At 74.2% G+C, this 2,655-nt stretch carries 3 protein-coding genes; 2 read left to right on the top strand and 1 reads right to left on the bottom strand.

The genetic code is table 11. The annotated features are described in order from the left end of the window. Positions 1–68 precede the first annotated feature (68 nt). Positions 69–830 (bottom strand): maleylpyruvate isomerase family mycothiol-dependent enzyme, encoded by a 762-nt coding sequence (locus ACFV6D_RS35570; protein WP_380562887.1) that lies wholly within the window; start codon positions 828–830, stop codon positions 69–71. Positions 831–893: 63 nt separating this feature from the next. On the opposite strand from ACFV6D_RS35570, the gene ACFV6D_RS35565 reads away from it, so the two are divergent. Both ACFV6D_RS35565 and ACFV6D_RS35560 read left to right on the top strand, forming a co-directional pair. Next, positions 894–1,832 (top strand): MerR family transcriptional regulator, encoded by a 939-nt coding sequence (locus tag ACFV6D_RS35565; RefSeq protein ID WP_380562885.1) that lies wholly within the window; start codon positions 894–896, stop codon positions 1,830–1,832. A gap of 110 nt (positions 1,833–1,942) precedes the next feature. Further along, positions 1,943–2,536: an isochorismatase family protein gene (locus ACFV6D_RS35560; RefSeq protein ID WP_380562884.1), complete on the top strand. Its 594-nt coding sequence runs from the start codon at positions 1,943–1,945 to the stop codon at positions 2,534–2,536. Positions 2,537–2,655 lie beyond the last annotated feature (119 nt).

Raw genomic sequence — 2,655 nt, 5'->3', positions numbered from 1 at the left:
GCGCGCGCGCCCCGCCCCGCCCCCGGCCGTCTCGGGGGCGCGGCCCATAACCCCCGCAACTCTGGCGGTTAGAACGCTGTGTGGGTCAACCAGTGGTCCAGCAAGGCGCGGTCGCCCGTCACCGCCACCCGGTCGTCCTGCGGCGGGAGGCGGCGGGAGAGCACCAGCATGAGATCCACCACCGCGCCCGACACCACCACGTCGGCCTCGACCGGCCCGCGCTCCCACCGCAGCGCCTCGGGTGCCCTGGTGATCACCCAGCCCTCCCCGGACCTCGGCCGGAACCCGACCCGCTCGCCCCGGCCGCGCAGCCCGGCCGCCGCCGGCCTGACCGACTCGAAGGCCGGCGTGCACAGCAGGTCCAGGTTCTCGCTGATCACGTCGGCCGCGAGGTCGTCGGCGATCTCGAACGCGGTGCCCGTCGCCGACGCCGCGTCGTAGTGATGGACGCAGGTGTCGCTCAGCTGCCTGCGGAGCCAGAACGCCGCCGGCCGTGGCCCGAAGAACGTGGGCAACTCGGTGTCCGCGCCGGTCTCCTGGACCGCGCGGACCAGGTCCTCCGCGCCCTCGCGCAGCCACCGGGCCCACCCGTCCGGGGCGCCGGGGTCGGCCTGCCACGGGTCGGGGACGGGCAACTGCTCGCGCGTACGGACGAGTTCGGCCGCCCAGCGGTGCTCCTGGCCGAGGTGCCCGACGAGGGTGCGCAGTGGCCACTGCGGGCAGGTGGGCACCCGGGTGTCCGGGTCCCTTCCGGCGACCGCTCGGCCTGTCTTCGCGCTCTGCTCCCGCAGTCCCTCCATGAGCCGTGCGGTGTCCAACGTCGACGTCATCGCCATGCTCCTCTCTCGGGGTTACCTGGATACGGTAGGAACTCCAGTCCGGTGGAGGTTCAAGTGCCTTTGCTCGATGAGACGTTGGGGATCGGCGAGCTGGCCCGGCTGACCGGCGTGCCGGTGCGCACCATCCGCTACTACTGCGACGAGGGCATCGTCGACTCGGTGCGCAGCACGGGCGGGCACCGCAGGTTCGACCAGATGGCCGTGGAGCGGCTCGGCCTGGTCCGACGGCTGCGCAGGCTCGGGCTCGGGCTGCCCTCGATCAGGCAGGTGCTCGCCGGCGAACGCTCCGTGGCCGAGGTCGTCGCCGCCGAGCGGGCCGCGCTCGACGTGCGGCTCGCGGACCTGGCCTGGCGGCGGGCCTCGCTGCGCGCGGTCGAGGAGGCCGGACCGGCCGACCGGGCCGCCAGGCTGGAGCTGCTGGCGGCCATGGAGGGCGGGGGAGCCGCCCGGGACGCGCTGATCGACTTCTGGAGACGTGCGATGGTCGCCCCGGTGTCGGAGGCGATGCTCACCGCGTTCGTGGCGATCGCCGTACCCGAGCCGCCCGCCGACCCGACCCCGCCGCAGGTGGTCGCGTTCGCCGAGCTGTTCGCCCTGGCCGGGGACCGGGAACTGAGCCGAGGCCTGCTGGCCAGGGCGCGGGCCGGCGCCGCACTGATCGCCGACGAGGACGAGCTGGTGAGCGGGATCGGCGAGGCGTGCGCGCTGGCCCAGCCCCTGGTACGGGCGGGTGAGCCGCCCCGGGTGGGCCCCGCACTCGACCGGTTCGTCGCGGCCCACGCCTCCGTCCGAGGCGACCGCGACACCCCGAAGTTCCGAGGCCGCCTGCTGGCTTACGTGGCTGTGGACCGGGACCCGCGGATGCGCCGCTACTGGCGGCTCGTGGCCGAGGCAGGTGGGGATCCGGTCACGGTCGGCCTGTCCTACCTGTGGCTGACCGACTCCCTCGAACGCTCCGCTGCGGGCCTTGGTGGTGCTGCCGGGGTGTGCTGATCGCCGCGCCAGGCCCGTCCGGGTGAACGCCAGCCCGGGTTGCTTCGTCCACGCACCTCGAAGGCGTCAAGCTGGCCGCGAAATCCGTACCCCCGAGGAAAGGCCGGTCGATGGCTCGCGCGCTGATCGTGGTGGATGTGCAGAAGGACTTCTGTGAGGGAGGGAGCGTTCCGGTCGGCGGGGGCGCCGACCGGGCCCGGGCGATCGCCGAGTTGGTCCAGGGCCCGGAGCGGGAGGGCTGGGCGCGGGTGGTCGCGACCCGGGACCACCACATCGACCCGGGCCCGCACTTCTCAGCGCGGCCGGACTTCCGGGAGTCCTTCCCGGTGCACTGCGTGGTCGGCAGCGAGGGCGGCGAGTTCCACCCGTCCTTCGCGCCCGCCGTCGACGCGGGCGCGGTGGACGAGGTGTTCTTCAAGGGCGCGCACTCGGCGTCCAAGAGCGGGTTCGAGGGCTTCGCGGCGGACGGCACCCGGCTCGCCGACTGGCTGCGCGGCCAGGGCGTGGACGCGGTGGACGTGGTCGGGATCGCCACCGACCACTGCGTGAAGGCGACGGCGCTGGACGCCGTGAAGGCCGGGTTCGCGGCCAGGGTGCTGCTGGACTACACGGCGGGCGTGGCCACCGAGACCACGGTCACCGCCCTCGGCGAACTCCGCCAGGCGGGCGTGGACCTGACGGGCACGCCGGTCGTGCTGACCTGATGAGGTTTGCGCGAGAAGTCGGCCCGGCCGACTTCTTCCCGCGCTGTGGTTTGGGGGGGCGGGGGGGCGGGGGCGTGGAGGGGCGTGGTTCGCCCCCCTAAAAAGATCGGGCGGCCGGG

It is taken from the genome of Kitasatospora sp. NPDC059812, from assembly GCF_042732075.1.
Taxonomy (GTDB): Bacteria; Actinomycetota; Actinomycetes; order Streptomycetales; family Streptomycetaceae; genus Kitasatospora.
The sequence above is the reverse complement of the archived record's forward strand: the minus strand, read 5'-3'. Positions and strand labels throughout refer to the sequence as shown.

What these genes read in the sequence shown, in the direction of transcription:
- ACFV6D_RS35570 (WP_380562887.1), bottom strand. Translation starts at nt 830, where the DNA reads ATGACGTCGACGTTGGACACCGCACGGCTCATGGAGGGACTGCGGGAG.
- ACFV6D_RS35560 (WP_380562884.1), top strand. Translation starts at nt 1,943, where the DNA reads ATGGCTCGCGCGCTGATCGTGGTGGATGTGCAGAAGGACTTCTGTGAG.